Raw genomic sequence first — 7,177 nt, forward strand, 5'->3', positions numbered from 1 at the left:
TCCTCATGGATCAATTTGTTATTCAAGGTGGCACCTCGCTGGCAGGTGAAGTCACTATTTCTGGCGCTAAAAACGCCGCACTTCCTATTTTGTTTGCAGCACTGCTTGGGCAAGGTAAAAGTACCTTTAGTAACGTACCGCGCTTACGTGATATCGGCACCACCGAAGCTTTACTTAAAACGCTTGGTGCAACGGTAGAATGGCAGCAAGATACGCTGATCATTGATGGCGCGACGGTTGATAAAACTTTAGCTCCGTATGAGCTGGTAAAACAAATGCGTGCCTCTGTGCTTGCTCTGGGGCCTTTAGTGGCACGTTTCGGTGAAGCACAAGTTTCACTGCCTGGTGGTTGTGCCATTGGTGCCCGCCCGGTTGATATTCATATTCAAGGACTTGAGCGCATGGGCGCAGTGATCAAGGTTGAAAATGGTTATATCAATGCCAAAGTTGATGGTCGTTTAAAAGGCGCCGAAATCTTCATGGAAATGGTGAGTGTTGGCGCAACAGAAAACTTACTTATGGCCGCAACGCTGGCTGATGGTAAAACAGTTCTTGAAAACGCTGCACGCGAACCTGAGATCACTGATCTTGCGAATTGCTTAATTGCGATGGGCGCTAAAATCAGCGGTGCAGGTACAAGCCGCATCGAAATTGAAGGTGTTGAGTCGTTATCTGGTTGTGAGTACAGTATTCTTCCAGACCGCATTGAAACAGGTACTTTCTTGGTCGCTGCGGCAATGGCTGGCGGCGAAGTATTGTGTAAAAACACAGATCACCATAGCCTAGATCCCGTGATTGAAAAGTTACGCGCCACGAATGCTTTGGTTGAAGTGACTGATAACAGTATTTACCTTGATATGCGTGGTCGTGAATTAAAAGCGGTTAACATTAAGACCATGCCACACCCGGGCTTTCCAACCGACATGCAAGCGCAATTTACCGCTTTAAATGTGGTAGCGAAGGGCAGTGCTACCATCACTGAAACGATTTTTGAAAATCGTTTTATGCATGTACCTGAGTTACAGCGTATGGGCGCAAATATTCGCTTAGAAGGTAATACAGCAATTTGTGGTGATACAGAAAGGTTATCGGGCGCGCAAGTGATGGCGACAGATTTACGTGCGTCAGCAAGCCTTATTTTAACTGGTATTGTGGCGCAAGGTGAGACAGTTGTTGATCGCATTTACCACGTTGACCGTGGTTATCAGCGTATTGAAGACAAGCTAAGTGCGCTGGGTGCTAATATTAAGCGCCGTTCAAGCTAATAACTTAATACTTATAAAAAAGCCTAACGTCTGTTAGGCTTTTTTTGGTTAAGATTTTGACTCTAGTTCGCCAACAGTAACCATAATCTTTAATATCTCACCATCACGATAGACTTCAAATTCTAGCTTATTGCCCGGTTCAGTTTTTGCTAGTTTGTCTAAAACTAGTTGTGGGTTAGCAACCGAAATACCGCCGATTTTAATTACGATATCGGTTTCTCTGATCCCCGCTTGCCACGCTGGTCCAAACGGGTCTAGCTCGGTAATACGCATTCCTGCTACAGGCGTAAAGTTATCACTAACATCTTTGCCTGTGCTATCTATGCCGGTGCCTCTAAAACCTAAATAACCTCGTACAACACGACCATGTTTGATTAATATATCCATGATGTCTTTAGCGATTGAGTAGGGCACTGCAAAGAAAATGCCTTGGATATCCAAATCTGCATGGGTTTTGAATTGCGCCGACGTGATACCTACTAAGTCACCACGTGAATTAACTAATGCGCCACCTGAGTTTCCTACATTTATGGCGGCATCCATTTGTAATAGGCTGCTGTAAGGGCTGTCGATTAAGTTTTGCTTTCCTGTAGCGCTAATAATACCTTGGGTAATGGTTTGACCTAAATTAAGTGGGTTACCAATAGCTAAAACAACATCGCCTACACGTGGTTTAAAATTGTCATTAACAGGAATGACAGGTAAGTGTTCAGCGTTTATTTTTAATAAAGCTAAATCTGTTTCACTATCAAAACCAATCACTTGAACATCATAAAAACGACGACCGTCTGCCAGGGTAATAATGATCAAGTCAGCATTTTTAATAACGTGATAATTAGTCAGAATGTAACCGTCTTGCGACATAATGACGCCTGAGCCAAGTGCCTGAACAGTGTTTTGACGTTTGTAGCGTGGTTGGTTAGAAATACTTTCGGAAAAAATAGTTACCACAGAAGGGGCTGCACGTTGCACTGCATCGGCAAAGCTCATGTGCTGCGAGCTGATCGCAACGGGTAAATTCATGTTGGGTAATAAAGCGCTACGTAAACTCGGGCTAAAAAGCACGACCAAGAAGGCGATACCTAAACCAGTAAAAAGCGGCGGTAGGATAAATTTTAAAAGTTTTAGCACAATATTCTTATTATCAATGAGCAATTATTTAATGATGGCACAAAAAAAATAACAGCGGCAAGCACCACTGTTATTTTTTCATGAAAAATCAAATAAAATTATTGAATTAATACAAAAATAAGCTCTCGACCTCGTTTTACTCCTAGGACGATATTACCTTTAGTGTTTTCGATAATCTTATTCATGTCGCGGATTGTTTCAACACGTTGACGGTTTACTTGCATAATCACGTCACCTTCTTCAAGGCCTACCCGCGCAGCTGGAGAGCGTGCTGCCACACTGGTTATTTCAACTCCTTTACCATCACTCTTCTGAGTGTTCTCTAGTGTTGCACCTTGGAAAGCTGGGTGAGTTTCTTCGCCAGCTGCTGTTAGTGAAGCTGCGCCATCGAGGGTTACATTTACTATTTTAACTTTACCATCTCGATAAATACCTAGTTTTACGCGTTTGCCTTCACCAAGCGTGGCAATTTTGCTGCGTAGTTCATGGAACCCGCTGATCTCAGTGCCATCGACGCTGATGATCACGTCACCGGCTTTGATACCCGCTTTGCTTGCTGCGGTGTCATCCATCACTTGCATAACGTAGGCACCCTGTTTTACATCAAGTTTTTGTGCTTTAGCAAGGCCAGCGTCAAGCGGGCGACCTGAAATGCCCAGTGAACCGCGACGAACTTCGCCATGCTCAATAATTTGATCAACGAGGTTTTTCATCATGGTTGATGGGATTGCAAAGCCAATACCTACGTTTCCACCTGATGCGCCTAAAATAGCGGTGTTAATACCAATCAGCTCACCATTTAGGTTTACTAATGCACCACCAGAGTTACCTTGGTTAATAGCCGCGTCGGTTTGAATAAAGTCTTCATAACCTTCTATGTTTAAACCACTGCGACCAAGCGCACTCACAATACCTGAGGTTACTGTGTGGCTTAAACCAAATGGGTTACCGATTGCTACCGCAAAATCACCCACGCGCAGTTTATCTGAGTCGGCAATTTTTAGCTCAGTTAAGTCATCAGCATCAATTTGCAGCAATGCAATATCTGATTCTTTATCACTGCCAATTCTGGTTGCCTCGTACTCACGACCATCCTCAAGGGTGACAATCATTTTTTCTGCATCTTCGACAACGTGGTTATTGGTAACAATATACCCTTCGTCTGCATCAATGATCACACCTGAGCCTAGGCCGCTAAATTCACGTTTTTGACTACCGCCGCGTGGTACGCCAAAAAAGTCATCAAACGGTGTTGGACGACGACGAACTTCTTTTGAGCCCGAAACTTGAATACTCACCACGCCAGGGGTGATTTGTTCTAACATTGGTGCAAGGGTTGGTAACTGTTGACCATTTACCGCCACTGGCAGTTTAGCCATTGAAACTGCAGGGCTTAATAATAAGCTAGAAGATAAAATAGCAGCACTAATAACAGATAATTTCATTTTCATAGTCAGGGTTTACTCCACATCAGAGATAAAGCAAAAACTAAAAAGGGCTGCATAAGCAGCCCTTTTCTTGGTTTAGATATAAAGCTGTTATATCTAAAGACTATGGGGTCAAAAAAAAGTTCATCAAGAGGCTTTAGAATGTTCTGAAACTTTATTTGAACCAGTAAATAACCCTGTTTCACCGACCACATAGTCTGCAGGTTGTGCTTCTGCACTTGAGCGATCGCCACGACGGTCTTGTAATGAGCTTTGCAATTGCTCGGTGGTTTCTTTTGAAAAGAACGGCTCGTTAGGGTGCTGCTTTTTATCTGCTAATAATAGTTTGTTCGTTTCTTCAACATGGTTGAGAAGCTGGTCATAGTTATCTTTCATCTTTGAGACAAGTTTCCCTGTGCTTGCCAAGTGATCGGCAACATCTTGGCGGTATTGCTCAAGTGCATTATTAGCTTGCTCTACTTGTTGTTCTAACTCATCTTGCTTAAATTGTTTCTTTGTTACAAACGCACCAATGAAAAATGCCGAAATTGCAACGATGATAAGAATACCTACCCAGGTAATTGTGCCCATAAATCTACCCCTTTGGGAAAAAATAACAAAAACAAATGCTGTAAAAGCACTTATAGTCCAATCATTATTAAAATATGCTTAATTTGATTGTGAAATCATACTGCGGGTTAATATACCCTGAGATACGATGCGTGTTAATATACTCTGCAAATTTAACTGTGTTTTATTGTAACGACCTATGACTCCTTGGCAGAAGTACCAACAAGATTTACAACGTGAAGACTTTGTACATGATGCAGCACAAGAAAATGCTGTGCGTCATTTGCAAAGGCTCTATGATGACCTAACGGCAGAGAAACCAGCCGCTAAGGGGTGGTTTGCCAAACTCTTCTCTAAAGATAGCACGCCAGCCATAAAAGGGCTCTATTTTTGGGGTGGTGTAGGTAGAGGTAAGACCTATTTAGTCGATACTTTCTACGAAGCTTTACCTACTGAACGTAAGATGCGTGTGCACTTTCACCGTTTTATGCATCGTGTTCATGATGAGCTCAAAAAGTTAAAAAATACCAGTAATCCATTAAATGTGGTTGCAGATATCTTTAAAGCAGAAACAGATATTATTTGTTTTGACGAGTTTTTTGTTCAAGATATCACTGATGCCATGCTGTTAGGTGGCCTGATGGAAGCGTTATTTGAGCGCGGTATCGTATTAGTGGCAACTTCAAACATTGTACCTGACGAGCTATACCGAAACGGTTTGCAACGCGCGCGTTTTTTACCAGCTATTGAACTAGTAAAAGCTAACACCGAGATTGTTAATGTGGACTCGGGTGTTGATTACCGCTTACGTACCCTTGAGCAAGCCGAAATTTTTCATAGCCCACTTGATCAGCAAGCGGATGATAATTTATTTGAATACTTTGATAAGTTGTCGCCAGAGCCTGGCGTGCTCGATAAAGCGATTGAAATCGAAGGCCGATTGATAAAAACGCGAAAGGTAGCTGATTGTATCGTTATGTTCGACTTTAGTGAGTTGTGCGAAACAGCGAGAAGCCAAGTCGACTACATGGAAATCAGCCGACTCTATAACACTGTTATTTTATCGAATGTTAAAGCGCTCGGCCAAGCTAATGATGATGCAGCTCGCCGTTTTATTGCGTTAGTTGATGAGTTTTATGAGCGTAATGTGACGTTAATTATTTCTGCTGAAAAGCCCATAACTGAGCTGTATAGCGAAGGTAACTTAAATTTTGAATTTAAGCGCTGCATCAGTCGATTGCAAGAAATGCAATCGCTAGAATATTTAGCGAGAGAGCATTTAGCGTAGTAGAGCTTTCAGCCGTCAGTTTTTAGCTGATCGAGATAGTGGTTTAGTTATTTGTGTTAATGAACTGAAGTAGCTTTACATTCATTTTTCGATTTTTAAGCTTTTGATAGCTGATAGCTGATAGCTGATAGCTGATAGCTGATAGCTGAATTTCTCGAATAAAAAACAACCATCATATAGCAATGTGGTTTAAGTGCTGGTATACTCCCGCGTCTGCCACGTTGCGTTCTATTGCCAGATATTAGTTTAGCCTCTAATTGATGGCTCAAAGTCTTAAACTCGAAGGGGTTAAAGCATTCAACTTAGAGCGGTAATTAATAATAATTACCTGTGGTTTTAAATTAAAAAACATTGGATTTTAATAAATGAAAACGTTTGTTGCTAAGCCAGAAACAGTAAAACGTGACTGGTACGTAGTTGACGCTGAAGGTAAAACTTTAGGTCGCATCGCTACTGAAATCGCTCGTCGCCTACGCGGTAAGCATAAAGCTGAGTACACTCCTCACGTAGATACTGGTGATTACATCATCGTTATCAATGCAGAGAAAGTTACTGTTACTGGTAATAAAGCAAAAGACAAAATGTACCACGCACACACTGGTTTCCCAGGTGGTCTTAAGTCTACTACTTTCGACAAGCTTCAAGCTGCAAAGCCTGAAATGATTATCGAAAAAGCTGTTAAAGGCATGTTGCCACGTGGTCCTTTAGGCCGCGAAATGTACCGTAAACTTAAAGTTTACGCAGGTACTGAGCACAACCATGCTGCACAACAGCCTCAGGTTCTAGACATTTAAGGAGCACTATCATGGCAAATCAATACTACGGTACAGGTCGTCGTAAAAGTTCAAGTGCTCGCGTATTCTTACGCCCAGGCACTGGTAACATCGTAATCAACAAGCGCTCTCTAGAAGAGTACTTCGGTCGTGAGACTGCTCGCATGGTTGTTCGTCAAGCATTAGAGCACGTTGAAATGACTGAAAAGTTTGACCTACACATCACTGTTTCAGGTGGTGGTACTACTGGTCAAGCTGGTGCTATCCGTCACGGTATCACTCGTGCACTTATGGAGTTTGACGAGTCTCTACGTCCTACACTTCGTAAAGCAGGTTTCGTTACACGTGATGCACGTAAAGTTGAGCGTAAGAAAGTGGGTCTTAAGAAAGCACGTAAGCGTCCACAATTCTCAAAACGTTAATATTTACGTTTATCAGAATACCAAAAACCCAGCTCCGGCTGGGTTTTTTGTTTTTTAGAGCTGTCAGCTTTAAGCCGTCAGTTTTTAGCTGATCGAGATAGAGATTTAGTTATTTGTGTCAATGAACTGAAGTAGCTTTACATTCATTTTTCGATTTTTTAAGCTTTTGATAGCTGATAGCTGATAGCTGATAGCTGATAGCTGATAGCTGATAGCTGATAGCTGATAGCTGATAGCTGATAGCTGATAGCTGATAGCTGATAGCTGATAGCTGATAGCTGATAGCTGATAGCTGATAGCT

At 42.2% G+C, this 7,177-nt stretch carries 8 protein-coding genes; 4 read left to right on the forward strand and 4 right to left on the reverse strand.

What is annotated here, in order from left to right:
* Positions 1 to 5 precede the first annotated feature (5 nt).
* Positions 6 to 1,265, forward strand: coding sequence for a UDP-N-acetylglucosamine 1-carboxyvinyltransferase (gene murA, locus NH454_RS16370; RefSeq protein WP_135923441.1), 1,260 nt, complete (start codon positions 6 to 8; stop codon positions 1,263 to 1,265).
* Positions 1,266 to 1,313: 48 nt separating this feature from the next.
* On the opposite strand, the gene NH454_RS16375 is transcribed toward murA, so the two are convergent.
* From NH454_RS16375 to NH454_RS16385, 3 genes are all read right to left on the reverse strand, one after another.
* Positions 1,314 to 2,396, reverse strand: a complete 1,083-nt coding sequence (locus NH454_RS16375) for a trypsin-like peptidase domain-containing protein (protein ID WP_135923442.1) — start codon at positions 2,394 to 2,396, stop codon at positions 1,314 to 1,316.
* Between the two features lie 98 nt (positions 2,397 to 2,494).
* Entirely contained in the window at positions 2,495 to 3,847 is a 1,353-nt protein-coding gene (locus tag NH454_RS16380; RefSeq protein WP_253039662.1) for a DegQ family serine endoprotease, read from the reverse strand.
* Between the two features lie 123 nt (positions 3,848 to 3,970).
* Positions 3,971 to 4,414 (reverse strand): YhcB family protein, encoded by a 444-nt coding sequence (locus tag NH454_RS16385; protein WP_135923444.1) that lies wholly within the window; start codon positions 4,412 to 4,414, stop codon positions 3,971 to 3,973.
* Positions 4,415 to 4,592: 178 nt separating this feature from the next.
* Between NH454_RS16385 and zapE the strand changes: the two genes are divergently transcribed.
* From zapE to rpsI, 3 genes are all read left to right on the forward strand, one after another.
* Entirely contained in the window at positions 4,593 to 5,681 is a 1,089-nt protein-coding gene (zapE, locus tag NH454_RS16390; protein WP_135923445.1) for a cell division protein ZapE, read from the forward strand.
* A 365-nt stretch (positions 5,682 to 6,046) separates the two neighbouring features.
* The gene (gene rplM / locus NH454_RS16395; RefSeq protein ID WP_135923446.1) at positions 6,047 to 6,475 is read left to right on the forward strand and encodes a 50S ribosomal protein L13; all 429 of its coding nucleotides are present in this window, start codon (positions 6,047 to 6,049) and stop codon (positions 6,473 to 6,475) included.
* Between the two features lie 8 nt (positions 6,476 to 6,483).
* Positions 6,484 to 6,876, forward strand: coding sequence for a 30S ribosomal protein S9 (gene rpsI, locus NH454_RS16400; RefSeq protein ID WP_095209788.1), 393 nt, complete (start codon positions 6,484 to 6,486; stop codon positions 6,874 to 6,876).
* A 118-nt stretch (positions 6,877 to 6,994) separates the two neighbouring features.
* Here rpsI and NH454_RS16405 read toward each other — a convergent pair.
* On the reverse strand, positions 6,995 to 7,177 hold a 183-nt coding region (locus tag NH454_RS16405; RefSeq protein ID WP_253039663.1), incomplete at its 5' end, for a hypothetical protein.

Source organism: Pseudoalteromonas sp. Ps84H-4, assembly GCF_024124645.1.
Classification (GTDB): domain Bacteria; phylum Pseudomonadota; class Gammaproteobacteria; order Enterobacterales; family Alteromonadaceae; genus Pseudoalteromonas; species Pseudoalteromonas lipolytica_C.